Below are 19,187 nucleotides of genomic sequence, written 5' to 3'. Positions count from 1 at the left end.
AGCGGCCCATCTGATACTGCTTAGCGTTGCTTGCCGAAGGCTATTCGCCACGGGATGCTTGCCCTTCTTCTCAAAACACGTGCGACTCCCCACAACTGATTCATCACATCATGAATGAACGGCAGCGGGTCGCTCCATTGAAATACAGCATCAACTTTCTTCCCTCGAATCGAATCGAGCCATGCACGAAATGAAATGGTATGGTTCAAATAACCGCGATGCCGTATCAGAAAGAAGCTATTTCGGATGTCATCCAACGCTCGGATCCAGACGATTTCTTTCTGCGTACCGCCAACAGGGGAGAGTTTCTCGCCTAAAGCCTCTCGGTACGCTAATGCCGGAAGATTTATACCAGCCGCCAGCGCGGAATAATTCCACATGCCTGGTCTAGGGTTGATTTCAATTAATTTAAAGATGCCATCACGAGGATCGAGTTTGAATTCGGTGTTGGCAATTCCGTGAAAGCCCAGAAAACCGATGAGTCGCTGTGCGAGTACAAAAAGCTCCGGTCTGTCTTTCACACGGCCGGCCACAATTGTTCCGGCATCTGGAGGAAACTGACGAATTTTATGGCCTATCGAGTATCCGATGATCTCCCCGTCACGATTGGAGTAGGTTGTAATCGTGTACAGATTCTCCACCCCACCAGGAATTTGCTCCTGAATGATGAGGCCAGTGAGCTGAAGTCCATGCTCCAGAATCCTAGCGGCCAGTCTATCGAACTCCTCGGTTCCGCGAACCACAACAGTACGTCCAGGCAGGCCCATGGCTTCCATGAAGCCTACAGTAACAGAAGGCTTGACCACACATGGATAAGTAAGGACATCGCGAAGCGTCTGCAGTTCACTCAGGTTGCATGAATAGTATGTGTTTGGATAGGGAACATCAGCTGCTTTGGCCTGTGCATACAGTTCCGACTTGGTAATCGCCTTCTCGATCACCTTCCATGGCGACATGGGGAACAAGAAATTCGGCTCGAGAAGTCTCTGATTACGGCTAACCGGAATCAGCCAGATATCGTTTGTGCACAGAAGAAAACCAGGACTACGCAGTCTTGCGCCCAGGTCAACGAGGAACTGAATGAAATCGGTTTCAAAGTCTACCGGATGGGGGCAAATCTGGCCCGCAACGAATCGCGAGGAGAAAGCGATTTCCGGCATGTAGTCGAGAATTATTGAGGTCAGGTTCAACCGAGCCAGAGCACGTGCCAAGCCCAGCCCATTCACATAGCCCCCTAATATAATAGGCACAGGGCGACTGCTGTCCAGCAGCTTAATAACTTCAGGATTCAAGTTCATAGTGTTCAGCCGGAACGCAACAGCAATGTCCGGATTTCATCCATTGAATTCGCACCAAGTCCCAGCCGGTCCAGATTTCTCCCTTGAGCGCGAAAATCGACGTTCATTAAATTACTGGCCAGATCAATGGCCAGTTTAGTTATTCTCATAGGCAGGCCAAATACAGTTCCTAATGCTTCCAGAGGTACAAGACCGCACGGGACATCCTCCGACAAGTACCTGTGCCCCAAGCTCGTCGGGGCGTCAATCGTGCGGTAGTACTCATTGTTTCGAATACATTCGAATAGATTATTTCCGGCCACGGCGTAGGTTCGCCTAAACCACTCAATGATACTCTCCACTTCACATCCCATATGTCGCGCGACGCTCAATCGCTCACCATCAAGTCTTTCAGCAAGCGCTGCGATCGATGGAGTAATCCCATCGTAGTAGTACTTGAACTCTGCCCCGGAACACTCTATCCAGCCGACGTTCAATAGGGTCGGAAGACAATGAAGAATCATCCCTACATTACCCAGGGACGTTCTTACCCAATGATCAGTGGCTACAAATTGAGCACGCAAGCATTCAGGCAGTGAGCTAACAAGTCTTTGGGTTTCTTCTGGTTGCCCAAGCGTACTTATGAGCACATTCTGCTTGAGTTTTAGGATAGTCACCGAATCATCTGCCAGTTTTCGGCAGGTATAGATAATGGTCTGAGTCTCTGCGATCGTCGGCAGCCTATCCATGCCAAGCTGTCGAAGTGCGTGGGCAAACTCTAAGGCGCCAAATGTACGACCCGGATTAAGTATGATCTTCATAGACGAAGACACATGAGGTGCCACAAGACGTGCGATGTCAATGTGGGCATTAGCAGGGGTCGTTACCATCAAGATCTTCGAATTGCCGATGGCATCGCGAATATCAGTCGTAACGCCTTCCAGCTTTGCTCTACCGGCCACGGCACCAATACTCAGAATTTTCTTCGATTCCAGTGCTTGACCGAGTGTAGTGGCAGAACGATTCCACAATCTGACTCTTTGCCCAGATAGTGCCAAATGAGCAGCCGTTGCCAACCCGGAACTGCCAGCTCCCAAAACTGTGATTGGCTGGCCCATCTTAATTGAGCACCTCACGAATTGACTTCAGTCGATCCTTCGACCAGCTACCCGTACTGGCGCGTGAAGAGATCAGACACTCCATGCGATCAACAATCGCCGAACCGGTGAAAAAGCAATCATTGCCGTCAGAACGAATTCACCGCCGCCACCGAGATCGCCAGGTGATAGATGATCTGGGTCACCGAGGTCCAGAACGGCAGCGGCCGCATGCGCTCGGTATCCAGCGGCGCGACGATGGTATCCCCCGGCTGGATGTCCGGGCTGTTCCTGAACCAGCGGTTGCCGGCGCTGGTCACCACACTGCCGTCGGCCCGCACGATGTAGATATGCTTGCCGTCGGCCCGGGGCGTCAGCCCGCCGCTCATGGCGATGTAATCATTGCGTGACAGGTCGTTGCGATACAGATGTGACGTCGAGCTTTGCACTTCGCCGATCACGGTCACCTCCTGGGTGATCCGCGGCACGATCAAGGTATCTCCGTTCTTGAGGATGACGTCTCGATCGGAACCGGGCGCCGCCCGTGCGGCGCGCGGCAGATCGATCACCAGGCGTCCCACGGGCTCCGCTTCGCGCAGGCTGGCCAGCAGGGACTGCCCGACCGACATGGTCTGGCCGGCATCGCGGATGCCGGCCTCCTGGGAAGACATGATGGACAGCTGCGCCAAGTCCATCTCCATGCGGTTGGCCAGGGTCTCCAGCTGCCTCTTTTCCCGCTCCTTGAGCTCCTCGCGGGTCAGCACGGCGCCGGCGGGAAAGGCGTGCTCCGTCAGGCCGCCCGCCCGCTGCATCAGCGAGCGCAGCGTCTCGCCGCGATGGATGGGATAGCGTCCCGGGAATCGCACTTCGCCACGGATCTCGACCTCTTCCTGGACGCCCCACATGGGAACTTCCTTGACGACCAGGTAGTCGTAGGGTTGTAGGGCGATATCGGCTGTCGGATCGCCGGCGCGCACCCGCTGTAGATCGATCTCGACCAGTTGCGCACGCCGTGAAGCACCATCCGGAACATCATAGCGCGTAAGCTCGGCCTCTCCTCTGAACGCCGCCTCATCCAGCAGCCCCCCGGCGCGCAACAGGTCGCTCACCCGCATGCCGGATTCCAGGGGATACTTGCCCGGTACCTTCACCTTGCCGGCGACGCTGACCTCGGGCGTCGGCTCATCGAGCCGCGCCTGCAGGCGCAGCTCGCGCATCAGCGGCTCGATGACACGATCGCGTCCAGTTTCCAGGTCGAAGACGTTAATCTGATCGCGCGGCGCCAGTTCCAGGTTCGAGGACGATCGGGGATCGGCCAAGGCGGCCTTCAGATCCGCAGAAAGCACCTGGATCCTGCCTCCCGAGGTGGTTTCACGGCGGATCAGCACGTAATGCTGATCGGCATTGGGTTTCAACTCGTCCAGCCCGCGCAGCACGTCGGTGATATGCATGCCCGGTGTGAAACCATATTCGCCGGGCCTGAAGACATGTCCGTTCAGTACGACCGAGTTTTCCAGGGTGGGCCGGATCGCCGCTATGCGCAAGGTGTCGCCGTTACGCAGCAGCGCGGCATTGCCGGCGGCGCTGGTGAGATCCAGGTCCAGCGTGATACGGACACGTTGGTCGTTGACCCGTTCCACCGTGGCCAGCACCGGATCCGCCTTGGGCGTGAATCCGCCGCCCAGGCGCAGCAGAGCCGCGGCCGTCTTCTCGTCCTTGAGCTCGTAGATGGCAGGCCGGCGCACCTCGCCCGCAAGGCCCACCGTCGGACCGACGGGCGGCACGAAGATCACGTCGCCGGGCAACAACCGGGCATCGGTGCGGGTATCGCCCTTGAGCAACAGATCGTACAAATCCAATGTACCGATCACCTTGCCGTTACGCTTGTGCTGGATATTGCGCAGCGAGCCGATCTTCTTGATGCCGCCGCTGACGAACAAGGCATTGGTGATGGTGGACAGTCCGCTGACGGTGTAGGAGCCCGGGACATTGGCTTCACCCAGCACGAACACCCGGATGGAGCGCAGCTCGCCGATCGAAATACTGGCCTGGGTGCCCAGCATCTGCTCGCTGACCCGGAATTCGAGCGCCTTGCGTACCTCCTCGAAACGCCGTCCGCTGACCGCGATCGGCCCCAGCTCCGGAAAGTCGATTCGTCCGTCCCGCCCGACGACCAGCGAATAGCGGCCCTTGGTATTGCCCAGCAGCTGCACCTCGAGCGTATCCCCCGGCCCCACTACGTACTCGGACGGTACCGGAATGTCGGTCGCCGGCGCGAACGTCGACGGCATGCCTGCGAACAGCTCATAGCCGAAGGGCTCCAGCGCTTCGGTGCCGATCGGCTCCAGCGCCAATCGCGTAACACGTACGACGAAATCCTTGAGGCGAACCTCGGCGGCGAGACGCTCGGTCGCCTGCTCAGCCGTCAGACCCGCAAGTGGAATGGAACCCAGCTCCGGCGTATCGAGGATGCCCCAGCGATCCAGCTTGTAAGGATTGCGGCGCAGGATGTTCTGGCGGAATTCCTCCAGGCGTTGCTCCTCTTCGGCCGTGCGCACCAGCAGCTTCGGCTCGGAAGTGCCCGACACCGACGCATGGAGCGTACCGGACCCACTGCCGACACCTTGGGTACCGGGCTGCACCCCTTGCTGAACCGCCCTGCGTTGCGCCTCCTCGAGTTCGCTCACGCTACGCTCGTAGCGGCGGATCTCGACCGAGAACAGAATCGCCTCGCCCGCTTTCAGCCGCGGCTCGCCCGTGCGCGCATCCACATAAGGCGCGTCTTCCGATGACACCGACGACAAGGGCATCACGGTTTGTGGGAATTCCACCTGCCGGTCGGGTTGTGCACGGCTATTCGCCGCCCCTCCCCGACCCGCTGATTCCATGATCGCCCGCTGCTGGTCCGCGGGCAGGTTCTTGAAGGCCTCCATCTGCGCAGCCGTGGGCGTCTGGGCGTACGCCGTCGGGACGGCCGGCCCGGAAACCACCAATACGAGTGCTGCGGCCAGCCCGCAGATGAAGCTGGAAAGTTTGAGTCTGACCATCAGGGTCGCTTTTTGCTCTGGTCCCTGCGACGAAGGTGGCGAGTTTACACAGAGGCTTGCCACGATGCGATAGAAAAATCGTGTAACACCATGAGTTTGGTCACGATTTATCAGTGTGATACGACTGGCCTATGCTTGCCGCAACGGCTGTGACGGCACTCGGGACGGACAGGCTCTCCATCCAGCGACGTATGCCTTTAGACTCGCCAGCGCGCGATATACGTCATGAGCCCCCCGAGCGCCGGATCGGTATTGGTCTGCGGGTTCTCGATTACCGGCACCAGCGACTCCGCCAGTTTCTTGCCCAGTTCCACGCCCCACTGGTCGAAGGCATTGATGCCCCAGATGACGCTCTGGGTGTAGACCTTGTGCTCGTACAGCGCGATCAACCGGCCGAGGGTCTTGGGTCCCAGACGGGAAAACAGCAGCACGGAACTCGGCCGGTTGCCGGGATGTAGCTTCTGGGGCATCAGTTGACTGATTTGCCCATCGGGCAATCCCCTGCTCTGCAGATCCTTGCGGATATCGGTCTCGGTCTGTCCAAAGGCGAACGCCTGGGCCTGGGCGAAACAATTCGCCAATGCCAGCGTCTGCTGTCCTGGATAAGCTCCCGAACCGTTCACCGGCGCCAGGAAATCCAGCGCCACGTTCGCCGTACCCTGGTGCAGCAACTGAAAAAAGGAATGCTGGGCATTGGATCCGGGCTCGCCCCAGATCACCGCGCCCGTATCGTAATCGACAAGCCCACCGTCCGGTGTCGCCCGTTTGCCGTTGGACTCCATTTCCAGCTGTTGCAGATAGGCCGGAAAGCGATGCAGGCGCTGGTCGTAGGGCAGCACCGCCAGCGAATCCATTCCCAGGAAATTGCGGTTCCACACCGCCAGCAGGCCCATCAGCACCGGCAGGTTGTCCTGGAAAGGTGCCGTGCGGAAATGCTGATCCATCTCATGGCCGCCCTCCAGCATCAGCTCGAACTGATCCATGCCGAGTGCCAAGGCAACGGACAGGCCCACGGCCGACCACACCGAGTAGCGCCCGCCCACCCAGTCCCACATCGGAAAGCGATTCTGCGGCGGAATCAAGAAGGCATCGAGCGCCTTGGCATTGGTGGATACGGCCGCGAAATGCCGTGCCGGGGCGCCCTCACCCAACCGATCGACGATCCATTGGCGTGCAATGCGGGCATTGCTCAGAGTCTCGAGCGTGGTGAACGTCTTGGAGCACACCACGAACAAGGTGCGCTCCGGCTCGACCTGGTGCAGCACATCGCCGATTTGCACCCCGTCGACGTTGGAGACGCAGTGCAGGCGCAGATTGCGATGACGATAATCCGCCAGCGCCTCGGTCGCCATCACGATACCCAGATCCGAGCCGCCGATACCGATATTGACCACATCGGTGAAAGCCTTGCCGGTGGCACCATGGATGCGCCCGCCATGAATGCCCGCGACGAAATCACGCATCTTGGCGAGACACGCCCGCACCTCCGGCATGACATCCTGGCCATCGATTTGTATCGGCCGGTCCGAGCGATTGCGCAATGCTACATGCAGCACCGCGCGATGTTCGCTGCGGTTGATGCGCTCGCCCGCGAACATGGCGTCGATGGCCGGCTTCAGGCCGCGCACCTGCGCCAGGTCCAGCAGCAGTTCGAGCGTTCGTTCATCGATGAGCTGGCGGGAAAAATCCAGCAGCAGATTGTGTTCCTGGCGCGAGAACCGGGCGGCTCGGCCGGGGTCTGTGGCGAAGGCCTCGCGCAGGGGACGCTTGCGAACCTCGGCTGCGTGGGTCGCCAGCCGTTGCCATTGGGGAAGCTGCACAGGATTGCTCACGAACCGCACCCGTTCCTGCTCTCGGCATCCCCCGGTTCCGGAGGGATGGATGTTACGAATGAACTACGGCCCGACCGCCAGGCGGCACACGCCGTCCCGCAGTTCGTAACGATCTCCCGTATGGGGGCAGATTGCAACACTGCTGCCTGCGAGCGGCAACTCCAGCCGCTCTCCGAAACGGCTCATCCAGCCGATCTGTTTGGCCGGCACGCCGACCATCAAGGCGAAGGCCGGCACGTCGCGATTGACCACGCTGCCAGCGCCGACGAAGGCCTGTTCTCCCACCGTCACGCCGCACACAATTGTGCAGTTCGCGCCCAGGGTCGCCCCGCGGCGGATCACCGTGTCCCGATACTCGTCCTTGCGGGTGATGGCCGAGCGCGGGTTGTACACATTGGTGAACACCATGCTCGGGCCGCAGAAGACATCGTCCTCCAGCGTGACGTTGTCGTACACCGACACATTATTCTGGATCTTGACGTTGTTGCCGATCCTGACTCGGTTGCCGACGTAGACATTCTGGCCAAGAGAGCAGCGTGCTCCGATGACGGCACCGGCGCTGACATGCACCCAGTGCCAGACACGCGTGTCCGCGCCGATCGATGCGCCTTCGTCCACGATCGCCGTCGGATGGATCTGTGCGGCGGCCATTCCTAGAACTCCAGGGGTAGGGCGACGCGCCGGCCGTCGCGGGCCGACAGATAGCTGGCGATCAGCAGTTCCAGCGAGCGCAGACCTTCGCGGCCGTCGGTCTCGGGTTCGGCCTCGCCGCGCAAGGATTTCACCACGTTGTCGTAATACGAGGGATGTCCGAAACCGTAGACCGAAGTCGTCTCGTAATTGGCCGACTTGACCTGCTCGTCCTCCGGCTGCTTGTCCTCGAACTCCCAGGCCTGGATCTCGTTGACCGCCACGCCGCCGATGCGCACCGTGCCCTTCTCGCCGATGATGGTGATGGACCCTTCCAGATTCTTGGGATAGGTCAGCATCGTGACATTGATCGACCCCAGGGCACCCGAACGCCAGCGCACACCGACCGTCGCGGTATCCTCGACCTGGATATTGCGCGCCAGGGTGGCGACGTAGGCTTGCACGCTTTCCACCGGACCGATCAACCAGTCGACCAGGTCGACGTAGTGGCTGGCCTGATTCATCAGGGCACCACCGTCGAACTCCCAGGTGCCGCGCCACTTCGCACTGTCGTAATACGATTGGGGGCGGGTCCAGAACACGTTGATGGTCACCATATGGATCCGGCCGAAGCGTTTCCTGTCCACCGCGCGCTTGAGCAGCTGCAAGGTCGCGTTGCGCCGATTCTGTTTCACCACGAACAGGTGTACGTCCGCCTCGTCGCAGGCCCGCACCATGCGCAGACCGTCGTTCCAGCGCGTCGCCATGGGCTTCTCGGTCATGACGTGGCGGCCGGTCCTGGCCACCTGGATCGCTTGTTCGGGATGCAGTCCGCTGGGTGTGCACAAAGTGACGACATCCGCGTCGGTGGCATTCAGCAGCTCCGACAGCGAGTCGAATCCCATGACTTTGTACTTGTCCTCGGCCGCCTGCAGCGCCTTCCCGTCGGTATCGCACACGCCGACGAGTTGCAGATGCTCCTTGTGGGCTTCGATCGCACCGAAATGATTGACCGAAATCCGGCCGCAGCCCACCACCGCGATTCGGATGCGGCGATTCTCAATCGGTTTCTTGCCCTGCGGCATGCCCATACCTGCCTTACTTGTAATAGTCCACGTACCAGCGCACGAAATTCTCCACCCCCACCTCCACCGATGTCGCCGGGCGATAGCCGACCTCCTGCACCAGGGCATCGATATCGGCGCAGGTGTCCGGCACGTCGCCGGGCTGCAGCGGCAGGAAATTCTTCTGGGCTTTCTTGCCCAGGCATTGTTCGATGCATTCGATGTAGCGCAGCAGTTCGACGGGCTGATTGTTGCCGATGTTGTACAGGCGGTAGGGCGCCTTGCTGCTGGCGGGATCGGGCGCATCGCTGTCCCAGCCGGGGTTGGGCTGCGCAACCTTGTCCATGGAGCGCACCACACCCTCGGCGATATCGTCGATATAGGTGAAGTCGCGGCGATGCTGGCCGTGATTGAACACATCGATCGGCTGGCCGGCGAGGATGTTGCGCGTGAACAGGAACAGCGCCATGTCCGGTCGGCCCCAGGGGCCGTAGACCGTGAAAAAGCGCAGGCCCGTGACCGGCAGCCCATATAGATGCGCATAGGTATGCGCCATCAGCTCGTTGGCCTTCTTGGTCGCAGCATAGAACGACAGCGGATGATCGACGTTCTGATGGACCGAGAACGGCATGCGCGTGTTCGCCCCGTAGACCGAACTGGTCGAGGCGTACACCAGGTGCTCGACGCCGTTGTGACGGCAGCCTTCCAGGAGGTTGGCGAAGCCCACCACGTTGCTGTCGACATAGGCCAGCGGATTCTGGATCGAATAGCGCACGCCGGCCTGGGCGGCGAGATTGATGACCCGCTGGAATTTCTCGCGTTTGAACAGCGCGGGTATGCCCTCGCGATCGGCCAGATCGAGTTTGGCGAAACGAAAATTAGGCGAGCGTTGCAGGATCGCTAAACGCGATTCTTTCAGCGCGACGTCGTAATAGTCGTTGAGATTGTCCAGACCGACGACCTCATCGCCGCGCTCCAGCAGCAATTGCGCGGTATGGAAGCCGATGAAACCGGCCGCGCCGGTGACGAGAACTTTCATGGAGAAGAATCGAATCCTGTCATCTGGCTACGGAATCGGGAGCGCAAGTCTACGCCCCAGGGGTGCCTCTGCCCAGCCAACGAACTGGCAAGCCAGCCTGCTCATACCCTGCCTGTGGATCGAAGTTCGCCCATACGATGTCACCGCTATCGGGTACCCAGGCGGGCCATCACCAAATTTCCTTGCCCATGGGAGCGCCAAAATCCACCTCGTCATGGAAGGTATCGGGCGTCATCCCGGCCAGCAGGGACGGAAGGCCTGCCGCCCGTAGTTCGGCAACAGCCTTTTCCGTCGATTTCCAGCCCTCGCCCCGCAGCTGGCTCACTAGTTCCGTCCAGACCCTCTCGAATGCCCGCAGTGCGGCCTCATCGTCGAAACTGACACCGGCTGGTAGAAGCGGGGCAATGTCCCTGGTCAAGCTGCGTGTCAGCTTCTCCAGCATCCGCTGCTCGGCAACGGCCCGCGTCATCGGCGCGCCTTCTAGCGCCAGGTAGTGATTGAAGCTCGCCAGCAGCTTCGACACATCCAGTTGCAACTGATCGAGTCCCTGCCCCAAGTCGAAGAGATCCCGGTTCTTGCGCCGCTGGAGTAACGCTCGGAGCTTGGTGCCAAACAGTTCTTCTGGCTCGAAAGACGCGATCTCCACCTTCCCACGATACCAGTCATTATCGACAGCGAACGGGTAGTGGCGAATACCGAACAAATTTTCGTGCTCGCGAGTATTGATCTCCACCTTCAACTTCAGCCTCGATCCCGGATTCTCTTCGGGTACGAAGCGATAATTCAGGTGCATGGAATGACCAGCTTGCTGGCGACCGGGACTGCCCAGCCATTCCAATGCCTGCCTAATGGCATCGACAGTGGGCCCGATTGGGCCGGGTCGGATCTGCACCAAATCGATGTCCTCGGAATACCGCAGCGGCTTCTCGAACAGCAACTTGTGTATCGCCGTGCCGCCACGAAAGGCGATGCACCCACTCAGCGCCGGTGAGTTGAATAGATCGCACAGCGCACGGCTGATGATCAGGTCCTGTTCTACCTGCAGCAAGTTCGGCCAAGGCACGTTCGCGCTCCATGCTTGCAGGTAGGCCAGTGGGATCACGAATCCACCTCCACCAGTTCATTGACCACCAAGCCCCACGCCGGCTGTGGTTCGCGTACACCAGGCAACTCCGGAGACAGGGGCTTTACGGCTGGCTCAAGCAACACTGCTGACTTGGCCTTGCGGACAAATGGTCGCAAGGCATCGGCCTGCAGCGCATGCCCCATACTTTCCAACAGGTACCCCAGGCGGCGAACACTTGAGTTCTCGTAGTGCTCCGCGACTTGGGCCAGCTTCGACGGATCAGCCATGCCGCCCAGGTCCTTGGCGATCTGCGCCAAGCCGTTGATGCCAGCTGCCCTGTGAAAATAGCGTGCGCAGTCGAACAGCGTGAGCTCGATGCCCGATACCTTGGCGTAGCCCGCATCGGTTTTCAGTTGCCCCAGGTACTGCGTCTGGTTCACTTGCTCGAACGCCATCTGCCCCTGGAAGATGTACTCCAGCCGGTGCCGCCCGATCTCGAACGCTCGAAGCTGGCGCGGCACTATCACTTGGAACACCATCGCCGCCTGGTGGGAGGAGCCGTGGAACGCCGCCGCCCGCAACAGGCCAATGCGATAGTCGAGCTTCAGGTACCGCATCAGCGGATCTATCCAGCGTGCTGGATCGGGCACACCGAGCCCCCGATCCTCCGGCCGCAGGATCAGGTAGAAGCCGTGCTTCGGGATGGCAATTCGCCCCTTCTTGGCTTGGCGCGCCAGTGCCGCGCCCAGGGCTGCTGGCGACAGGCCGAGCGACGTCAGTACTTCTTCTCGTGAGAAGTAAGCGCAGCCTTGGGCCAGACGGTCATCTAGATAGGTATCAAACCTAGCCATTCCCGAATCATATGCAAAACATTGCTTATATCGCAAGTTTTTGTATATGGATTGGGAAGTTAAAACCTGCCCCCGCCCCGTCCATCACAGCCGTCCGTCCACCTTCCTGGCATCGAACAGATACTTGATGTCGTACAGTACATGCGGGCGCTTGCCGAACTGGCGGATGGCGCGGATGCTCATATCCTTGAACTGCCGATGGGCCACGGCCAGCACGATGGCATCGTAGCGGCCCTTGGCGGGTGTGCGGATCGGCTTGATGCCGTATTCATGCTGCGCTTCGCGCGCATCCACCCAGGGATCGTAGACATCGATCTGCGCGCCATACTTGCGCAACTCCGCGATCACGTCGGCCACCTTGGAATTGCGCAGGTCCGGACAGTTCTCCTTGAACGCCAGTCCCATGATCAGGATGCGCCCGCCCTTCATGTGGATGCGCTTGCTGTTCATCAGCTGCGCGATGCGCGAGGCGACATAGATCGCCATGTTGTCGTTGATGCGCCGCCCGGCCAGGATCATTTCCGGGTGATAACCGATCTCCTGCGCCTTGTGGGTCAGGTAATAGGGATCGACGCCGATGCAATGCCCGCCCACCAGCCCGGGACGAAACGGCAGGAAATTCCACTTGGTTCCGGCGGCTTCCAGCACCTCCTCGGTGTCGATGTCCAGCCGGTTGAAGATCAGCGCCAGTTCGTTGATCAGCGCAATATTCACATCGCGCTGGGTGTTCTCGATGACTTTGGCGGCCTCGGCCACCCGGATGCTGGAGGCCTTGTGGGTGCCGGCGGTGATGATGCCGGCATACAGCGCATCCACGAAATCGGCCACCTCGGGCGTGGAGCCGGAAGTGATCTTGCGGATCGTGGGCAGACGATGCTGCTTGTCGCCCGGATTGATACGCTCGGGACTGTAGCCGGCGAAAAAATCCCGGTTGAATTTCAGGCCCGACACCCGCTCCAGGATCGGCACGGCGATTTCCTCGGTACAGCCCGGATAGACCGTGGATTCGAACACCACGACATCGCCCTTCTTGAGCACCTGGCCGATCAGTTCACTGGCGCCCTCGATCGGCGCCAGATCGGGCCGCTTGTAATCGTCGATCGGCGTGGGCACCGTCACGATGTACACTTGGCAGGCGCGCAGATCCTTGAGCTGGCCCGAGAAGCGCAGCCGGTGCGCGGCGCGCAGTTCGGCCGGCTCCACTTCCCGCGTGCTGTCGCGCCCCTTCTTCAGTTCGGCGATGCGCGCAGCCTTGATGTCGTAGCCGACGGTCGGATGGATCTTGCCGAACTCCACGGCCAGCGGTAATCCCACATAGCCGAGGCCCACGACACCGATTCTGCAATTGGCCGGATCGAGTTGTGACATACCTGTGTTGCCGGGACCTGAGCCCCTGTTCCTTTGGATCTCGAATTGTCAAGAATGCCATAGCCGCCGGATCCCGATGGAGACCTGCGTCACTGCCTGGGGGTACCGGCTACAGGCCGCGCCACACCGTCTTGCCGCCGCTGGCTTGGTCGATGAGCGCCAGTTGCTGCTCATGCGCCGCCAGTTCCTCGGCGCTGGCGCGCACGATGCGCAGCTCGCCGCGGGGACGAACGGCCATCGCCGGTGTTTCGATACCTTCGCCGGCCTCGGCCTCGGCGTGCCCCCCCAGTCCCAAGACTTCCTGGCCGCCGGTCATCGCCAGATACACGTCCAGCAGGATTTGCGCATCCAGCAGCGCGCCGTGCAGCTCGCGATGCGAATTATCCACACCATAGCGCTTGCACAGCGCATCCAGGCTGTTGCGCTGGCCCGGGTGCATCTGGCGCGCCAGCGGCAAAGTGTCGATGACCGGGCACAGCTCACGCATCATCCGCCGCGGCCCGGGCAGGCGCTCCAATTCGGCATCCAGGAATGCCAGGTCGAAGGCCGCGTTATGGATGATGAGCTCCGCTCCGTGGATGAACGCCAGGAACTCCTCGACGATGTCCGCAAAGCGCGACTGTTGCGCCAGGAATTCGTTGGTCAACCCATGCACCTGCTGCGCGCCGCGATCGATCGCACGATCGGGGCGCAGATAGCGATGAAAGCTGCGGCCGGTCTTGCGCCGCTTGACCAACTCGACACAGCCGATCTCGATGATACGGTGGCCTTGTGCGGGTTCCAGGCCCGTGGTTTCGGTATCGAGGATGATCTGGCGCATGGCCTCAGGCGCACACGCTTTCATACAGTGCCTGCACGACCTGCGTCTGCTGAGCCTCGCTTAAGTACGGATGCATCGGCAGACTCATCACGCGTGCGCTGGCGGCCTCGGCCACCGGGAAGCTGCCCACTCCCCGCCCCGTTGCGGCGAACACCGGCTGCAGATGCAACGGCACGGGATAATGCACCGCCGTCGGAATCCCGCGCGCCTTCATGCCCTGCTCCACCTTGGACCGCTCATCGAGCTCCACGGTGTATTGCGCATAGACGCTGGTGCGGCCCGGCGCCAGGTAGGGCACGCCCACGCGCCGTGCCGGATCGCTTTCCCGCGCGAACGCCTCGGTGATCAGCTCGCCGTAGCGTGCGCCGATACGCGCGCGCGCCTGCACTTCCTCCGCGAAGATGTCGAGCTTGGCCAGCAGCACCGCCGCCTGCAATGTGTCCAGGCGCCCGTTGATTCCCAGGCGCGGATGGTTGTAGCGGCGGTCCTGGCCGTGCACACGGATTTCACGCATCAGCTTCGCCAGCGCCTCGTCGTTGGTGAACAGCGCTCCGCCGTCGCCGTAGGCACCCAGAGGCTTGGAGGGAAAGAAGGAGGTGGAACCGACTTCACTGAGCCCGCAGGAACGCCGGCCGTGATATTCGGCGCCGAAACTCTGCGCGCCATCCTCGATCACCGGAATCCCATGGCGCCGCGCGATCGCGCCGATAGCCTCCATGTCGGCGCACTGCCCATACAACGACACCGGCATGATGGCCTTGGTACGCGGCGTGATGGCTGACTCGATCAGGGCCGGATCCATATTGTAGGTCCGCGGATCGATGTCCACATAAACCGGCGTGGCGCCGGCCAGGACGATCATCTCACCCGTGGCGATGAACGTGAACGGCGAGGTGATCACCTCGTCGCCGCGCCCGATGCCGTAGGCCATCAAAGCGATGAGCAAGGTGTCGGTACCGCTGGAAGCACTCACGCAATGCGCCACGCCGACATAGTCGGCCAGGCGCTGCTCCAGTTCCACGACCTCCGCGCCCAGCACATACTGGCCGTGATCCAGGACATTCTGGATGCGCGCGTTCACGGGCTCGCGCAGACGCTGATACTGGGTCTTCAGGTCGATGAAATCCATGAGAAGTCCGTGGCCGTGGCAGGCGGATGATCGCCTCGATCACGCTAGTGTAGAAAATCCACGTCCGAAGTGCGATGTGCGGTTAACACCCTACAGGAATCTGTTACCGCCCAAATTTGGTATTTCCCTATTGAAAAGGTATAGTTTTCATACTTTATTTATACCTTTAAAGATACTACAACCCATCCATGGGCTTCGAGTACGACCCGGATAAAAGCAGTGCCAATCAGCTCAAACATGGCATTGATTTCACGGCGGCTCAGGCGCTTTGGAACGACCCCACCCTGATCGAGATCCAGCCAGAGTATCCGACGAGTCCCGCTGAATCGCGATTGGAATGATCGGCGACAGGCACTGGTCCGCCGTGTTCACGCGCAGAAACAAGAATATCCATCTCATTTCGATCAGACGATCCCGGAATGAAGAGGTAAAGATCTATGAAGGCGAAAACGAAGGCAGAAACGTTTGACCGCAAGTTTGATGCCGACGAGTCGATCATCGATCATCTGGACGTGGACAAGGCGCGTCGGGTCGGCACCAAAACGAAGCGTGTCAACGTAGATTTCCCGGCGTGGATGGTGCAATCGATAGACCGCGAAGCGCGCCGCTTGGGCGTCACTCGGCAGTCCCTGATCAAGCTCTGGCTGGCGGACCGACTGGATCAGTCGCGAGCGACGGTCAACAATTAAATCTGATCCATTTAATTGATTATGGATGCAACCAACAATTCAACAATTAAATCTGATCTATTTAATTGGATCTATTTAATTGTATTTAATTGATTTAATCGCCATGTATCGATAGAACCCGAAAGGCATCGACGCCGGACCGGATGCCATCCACTGCCAAGGCTATTTGGTCTTCCGATCAAGCTTGTCGAGCAGCTGCAGACCCATCGCTGGCTTGCCGCGAGCCTTTCGCAGCAGATAGCGATTCTCGGCATCCGCTTGGGCAAGTGCGATCGTGGCCAACTCCTCGACCAACTTATTGACGCTGACGCCACGCGTTCGGGCAAATGCCTTCAGCCGCTCGTGCTTCGTGTCGGGCAGTCGGATCGTGAGAGTCGACATGTATTCTCCTTCAATTCTCTTTCAGCCATTGCGCAGGCGACCGGATGGCAACATCCGGAAATCGCAGTTCGCCACGTGAGAAATCTCTCCCGTTGAACGTCAGAATCGTTGCACTTCCGGCCGCTACGGCCAGTTCCAGAACATGATTGTCGGACTCGTCCGGCAGGTTCGGCCTCCAGCGGTAGTAGACCTCCACCAGCTCGGTGCAGGCCAGGAATGCGTCAAACAGCACTTGCTGCTCCCGCGAACTTAGACTGCACCGCCTTTGCACCTGCGGACGGGCCAGTACGTCCTCATATTCCGTGAACAGCGGCACCGAAATCAGCGCATGCACCTCTTTTCGCAGGACGCACCGCAGAACTTCCCGCGATGCCCCACGACCACTCGTGAAGGCCGAGGCAAGAACGTTGGTGTCCAGGACGATCCGGGGTGGGCTCATCGGGAGTAATGATAGCACCCATGCTATCAATCGAGTACCTATGCCGACTCATCGGGTCTTCAAATTTCTATTTCGGCGAATGCCGATGGCTCCCGAAAGGCCGTTCGATCCCCCAACTCAACCGTTGCCGCCCGCCGCGGCATGCCGCTGCATCAGGTCGATGGCGCGATTTGCCAGTGCATCGGCGCGTTCGTTACCCGGCACGCCGGCATGCCCCTTGACCCAATGCCATTCGATACGATGGCGTTCGATCTGGTGTTCCAACGCCTGCCATAAATCGATGTTCTTCACCGGCTTGCGATCGGCGGTGCGCCAGTTGCGCGCCTTCCATTGCGCCAGCCACTCGGTGATACCCTTGCGTACATACTGCGAGTCGGTGTACAGCACGATCGAACAGGGCCGCTTCAACGCCGCCAGCGCCTCGATCGCCGCGGTCAGCTCCATGCGATTGTTGGTGGTCTGCGGCTCCGCACCGCTCAACTCCTTTATGTGTGCGCCGGCCTGTAGCAGCACACCCCAGCCCCCCGGCCCGGGATTGCCGCGGCAGGCGCCGTCGGTATAGATCACGACGTCTACCGTCACCGTTGCATCCTTCTGCCATTCATTCTTGTCACCTTCGCTCCTTCGCCCGTTCCTTCGCCGGCTCGGATACGGCCCGGTTCAACCCGATTCAATCCGCTGCAGCTCAATTCAGGCCGCTCAGCCCGCATCAGCCGTGCGTGGTGGGTTCGATCAGACCGCCGACCACCTTGGGGCGCAGGCGCCAGCGAGGCCGGATCGGCGTCAATGCATAGACGCGCTTGCGTGCCTTGACCATATAGCCGCCGGCAAATGCCGGCCATATTTGCGGACCGATGCGCTCGAAGACGCTGTGCGGGGCGGGCGGCGTTGTACCCCAGGGGCGCGTGAACAGGTAGCGGCGGGCATCGACGACCTCGAAGCCCAGCAGCTTCAGCCAGTCGCGCAACCGCCCTTCGGAAATCATACGCTCCAGTCCAGGCGGAAAGCCTTGTTTCGCGAACCCATGGCGCATGCCCCACAGCGACAGAGGCCGAAAGCCGAACACGATCAAATGACCCTCTCCCGAAAGGATGCGCTCGACCTCGCGCAGGATTTCATGGGGCTCGGGCTCATACTCGAGCGTGTGCGGCAACATGACGGCATCCACGCTATCCGAGGCGATCGCCAGGGCATCGGTACGTGAGCGGATCAAGGCAGGGGCATCGCTCGCGTGCGCACCATGCCAGGCGAGCATACAGCGACGCTGCGTACGGCCCTCGCCGATGAGTCCATCCTCATCTCCCCACACGCCGATCTGCAGCATCTGCCAGCCGAACACCTGCGCCAGCGCTTCAGCGGCCAGCCGGCGCTCCAGCGCATAGACCCGTTGCCCCAGTGGCGTGCGTAGCCAGGCGTGCAGATCCGGTGCAGGTTTCGGCGGTGGCTGAAAGGAGGATGCGGGCGGCATGCGTACAAGGATAGCGCGCCGGAACGCCCCACGGGCCGCGCAGCGAAGGGAGAACGTTTCTGTACAGGCAGGGTATGAGGGAAAGCTCGCGCGATCAGCTCTCCCAGGGATCGATCAAACGCAGGTTCAGGTCTACGAAGTCCTTGGTGTTGCGTGTGACCCGCGTCGGGTCGTGGTGATAACCAAAATCCACCTTCCGCCAGTCATCTTTTTTATTTCGTGCTATAGTGCCTTCCTATTTTAGTATTAGCAGGAGACGCTGGTGTCCACACCCTCATCCCCTCCCATAGTAAAGCTCATTGGTGCCAACGGACAGATTTCCCTGGGCAAGCAATATGCCGGACGCCAGGTGCTGGTGGAAGAACACGAGCCCGGCGTATGGCTGGTGCGTACCGCCACCGTGGTACCCGACAACGAACGCTGGCTGCACGGCGAGGTGGCCGCTGCCGACCTGCGTGAGGCACTGCACTGGGCACAAACCCATCCCGCCAGCGACGAAGCCACCGACAGCTTATTGAAGCATCTGCGCGATGAGCAAGGCTGAGCGCGACGCCACGGTACGGCTGGACCTGAACAACCCCGTTTTTCAGCGCGACCTGCTCGGTCTGCAAAAGGCCGAACGCCACGCGGCGCTGGATACGCTGGCCAAGCTGCACCAGCTCACCTGGAATCAGGTTTATTGCGACAAGGGACTGCGCTGGGAGAAAATTGCCAGCGTCAAGCCGCCCTCCAGTATCAACGCACTCTACAGCCTCCGTATCACCCAGGCTCGCCGAGCAGTGGCCTACCGCGACGGCGCTTTCATCCGCCTGCTGTCCATTCCGCCCGATCACGACGCAACCTACGGGCGCAAGTGAGTGCGTAGCCCGGATAGGCCGCACAGGGCCGGGACGACATCGAATTCGAGCGCGACCGCAGCCTGCCGCGCGAGGTCGCACTTTGATCTTCCTGGTAGACCAGGGATGGCCGGTCGAAAAAATTCCCGCAAAC

20 protein-coding genes and 1 pseudogene are annotated in these 19,187 nt (G+C 60.3%); 4 read left to right on the top strand and 17 right to left on the bottom strand.

Annotation, left to right across the window (positions count from 1 at the left end):
• Window positions 1-20: 20 nt before the first annotated feature.
• From ACG33_RS04740 to ACG33_RS04685, 12 genes are all read right to left on the bottom strand, one after another.
• Window positions 21-1,298 carry a carboxylate--amine ligase gene (locus tag ACG33_RS04740; protein ID WP_066919150.1) on the bottom strand — a complete coding sequence of 426 codons (1,278 nt, stop codon included), beginning with the start codon at window positions 1,296-1,298 and terminating at the stop codon, window positions 21-23.
• 5 nt (window positions 1,299-1,303) lie between these two features.
• The gene (locus tag ACG33_RS04735; RefSeq protein WP_083536452.1) at window positions 1,304-2,395 is read right to left on the bottom strand and encodes an NAD/NADP-dependent octopine/nopaline dehydrogenase family protein; all 1,092 of its coding nucleotides are present in this window, start codon (window positions 2,393-2,395) and stop codon (window positions 1,304-1,306) included.
• A 128-nt stretch (window positions 2,396-2,523) separates the two neighbouring features.
• The gene (locus tag ACG33_RS04730) at window positions 2,524-5,421 is read right to left on the bottom strand and encodes an SLBB domain-containing protein (RefSeq protein WP_066919146.1); all 2,898 of its coding nucleotides are present in this window, start codon (window positions 5,419-5,421) and stop codon (window positions 2,524-2,526) included.
• Window positions 5,422-5,618: 197 nt separating this feature from the next.
• Window positions 5,619-7,253, bottom strand: coding sequence for a glucose-6-phosphate isomerase (gene pgi / locus ACG33_RS04725; RefSeq protein WP_066922819.1), 1,635 nt, complete (start codon window positions 7,251-7,253; stop codon window positions 5,619-5,621).
• 63 nt (window positions 7,254-7,316) lie between these two features.
• Window positions 7,317-7,904, bottom strand: coding sequence for an acyltransferase (locus ACG33_RS04720; RefSeq protein ID WP_066919144.1), 588 nt, complete (start codon window positions 7,902-7,904; stop codon window positions 7,317-7,319).
• Window positions 7,905-7,906: 2 nt separating this feature from the next.
• Window positions 7,907-8,974 (bottom strand): Gfo/Idh/MocA family protein, encoded by a 1,068-nt coding sequence (locus ACG33_RS04715; RefSeq protein WP_269465498.1) that lies wholly within the window; start codon window positions 8,972-8,974, stop codon window positions 7,907-7,909.
• Between the two features lie 7 nt (window positions 8,975-8,981).
• Complete coding sequence (locus tag ACG33_RS04710; RefSeq protein ID WP_066919142.1) at window positions 8,982-9,986, bottom strand: NAD-dependent epimerase; 1,005 nt, start codon at window positions 9,984-9,986, stop codon at window positions 8,982-8,984.
• A gap of 169 nt (window positions 9,987-10,155) precedes the next feature.
• Window positions 10,156-11,088 carry a nucleotidyl transferase AbiEii/AbiGii toxin family protein gene (locus tag ACG33_RS16445; RefSeq protein WP_066919140.1) on the bottom strand — a complete coding sequence of 311 codons (933 nt, stop codon included), beginning with the start codon at window positions 11,086-11,088 and terminating at the stop codon, window positions 10,156-10,158.
• Entirely contained in the window at window positions 11,085-11,903 is an 819-nt protein-coding gene (locus ACG33_RS04700) for a type IV toxin-antitoxin system AbiEi family antitoxin domain-containing protein (protein ID WP_066919138.1), read from the bottom strand. The genes ACG33_RS16445 and ACG33_RS04700 overlap by 4 nt, the downstream gene beginning before the upstream one ends.
• Window positions 11,904-11,987: 84 nt before the next feature.
• Window positions 11,988-13,271: a Vi polysaccharide biosynthesis UDP-N-acetylglucosamine C-6 dehydrogenase TviB gene (gene tviB / locus ACG33_RS04695; RefSeq protein ID WP_066919137.1), complete on the bottom strand. Its 1,284-nt coding sequence runs from the start codon at window positions 13,269-13,271 to the stop codon at window positions 11,988-11,990.
• A gap of 109 nt (window positions 13,272-13,380) precedes the next feature.
• Window positions 13,381-14,091, bottom strand: coding sequence for a DNA polymerase III subunit epsilon (dnaQ, locus tag ACG33_RS04690; RefSeq protein ID WP_066919135.1), 711 nt, complete (start codon window positions 14,089-14,091; stop codon window positions 13,381-13,383).
• A gap of 4 nt (window positions 14,092-14,095) precedes the next feature.
• A complete protein-coding gene (locus ACG33_RS04685) occupies window positions 14,096-15,220 on the bottom strand; it encodes a DegT/DnrJ/EryC1/StrS family aminotransferase (protein WP_066919132.1) in 1,125 nt (374 codons plus the stop codon).
• Between the two features lie 188 nt (window positions 15,221-15,408).
• Between ACG33_RS04685 and ACG33_RS17020 the strand changes: the two are divergent.
• Window positions 15,409-15,689 (top strand): annotated as a pseudogene (locus ACG33_RS17020) (BrnT family toxin).
• Entirely contained in the window at window positions 15,658-15,909 is a 252-nt protein-coding gene (brnA, locus tag ACG33_RS04675) for a type II toxin-antitoxin system BrnA family antitoxin (protein WP_066919130.1), read from the top strand. Before ACG33_RS17020 ends, brnA begins: the two are co-directional and overlap by 32 nt.
• Before the next feature lie 162 nt (window positions 15,910-16,071).
• Here the strand turns inward: brnA and ACG33_RS04670 are convergent, their stop codons facing one another.
• The 5 genes from ACG33_RS04670 to ACG33_RS16880 all read right to left on the bottom strand — a co-directional run bounded on the left by ACG33_RS04670 (window position 16,072) and on the right by ACG33_RS16880 (window position 18,390).
• Window positions 16,072-16,290 carry a toxin-antitoxin system HicB family antitoxin gene (locus tag ACG33_RS04670; RefSeq protein WP_066919127.1) on the bottom strand — a complete coding sequence of 73 codons (219 nt, stop codon included), beginning with the start codon at window positions 16,288-16,290 and terminating at the stop codon, window positions 16,072-16,074.
• Between the two features lie 10 nt (window positions 16,291-16,300).
• Complete coding sequence (locus ACG33_RS04665; protein WP_066919125.1) at window positions 16,301-16,729, bottom strand: putative toxin-antitoxin system toxin component, PIN family; 429 nt, start codon at window positions 16,727-16,729, stop codon at window positions 16,301-16,303.
• Window positions 16,730-16,846: 117 nt separating this feature from the next.
• Window positions 16,847-17,311 (bottom strand): ribonuclease HI, encoded by a 465-nt coding sequence (gene rnhA, locus ACG33_RS04660; protein WP_066919123.1) that lies wholly within the window; start codon window positions 17,309-17,311, stop codon window positions 16,847-16,849.
• A 127-nt stretch (window positions 17,312-17,438) separates the two neighbouring features.
• Complete coding sequence (locus ACG33_RS04655; protein WP_066919120.1) at window positions 17,439-18,197, bottom strand: class I SAM-dependent methyltransferase; 759 nt, start codon at window positions 18,195-18,197, stop codon at window positions 17,439-17,441.
• Between the two features lie 94 nt (window positions 18,198-18,291).
• A complete protein-coding gene (locus ACG33_RS16880) occupies window positions 18,292-18,390 on the bottom strand; it encodes a type II toxin-antitoxin system VapC family toxin (protein ID WP_168160019.1) in 99 nt (32 codons plus the stop codon).
• 69 nt (window positions 18,391-18,459) lie between these two features.
• Between ACG33_RS16880 and ACG33_RS04650 the strand changes: the two genes are divergently transcribed.
• Together ACG33_RS04650 and ACG33_RS04645 are read left to right on the top strand one after the other, a co-directional pair.
• Window positions 18,460-18,741, top strand: a complete 282-nt coding sequence (locus tag ACG33_RS04650; protein ID WP_066919118.1) for a hypothetical protein — start codon at window positions 18,460-18,462, stop codon at window positions 18,739-18,741.
• Window positions 18,728-19,054 (top strand): hypothetical protein, encoded by a 327-nt coding sequence (locus tag ACG33_RS04645; RefSeq protein ID WP_066919116.1) that lies wholly within the window; start codon window positions 18,728-18,730, stop codon window positions 19,052-19,054. The genes ACG33_RS04650 and ACG33_RS04645 overlap by 14 nt, the downstream gene beginning before the upstream one ends.
• Window positions 19,055-19,187: the final 133 nt, after the last annotated feature.

The organism is Steroidobacter denitrificans, assembly GCF_001579945.1.
GTDB classification, from domain to species: Bacteria; Pseudomonadota; Gammaproteobacteria; order Steroidobacterales; family Steroidobacteraceae; genus Steroidobacter; species Steroidobacter denitrificans.
Note: the sequence above shows the minus strand (reverse complement) of the source record. Positions and strands in the feature narration are given on the sequence as shown.